Annotated in this window: 1 pseudogene; it reads left to right on the forward strand. The window is 30.6% G+C overall.

Annotation, left to right across the window (positions count from 1 at the left end):
* Window positions 1–265 (forward strand): annotated as a pseudogene (locus tag C1E99_RS00040) (glycosyltransferase); the annotation flags it as partial.

A 265-nucleotide genomic window follows, 5' to 3' on the forward strand; every position in this document is an offset into this window, starting at 1 on the left:
GAGCAGAAGCAATTGACTTGGTTATCTCTAATACAGTCCATGTTTTTCAGGGTGCAATCGCTGCAGCGTTAGAAAACTGTAGACACTATTATTTAATTCATGAATTTCCAAAAGGAGAATTCGAATATTATAAAGAAAAAATACCTGTAATTAATTTATTATCCGATAAAATTTTTGCAGTACATGGGGGACTTTATGAAGAATTATCAAATTATTTCTCATCAGATAAATTAAGCTCATTTATTCCTTATTCCCAAGTAGATGA

The sequence above is a fragment of the Streptococcus suis genome (genome assembly GCF_002964045.1).
GTDB lineage: Bacteria > Bacillota > Bacilli > Lactobacillales > Streptococcaceae > Streptococcus > Streptococcus suis_U.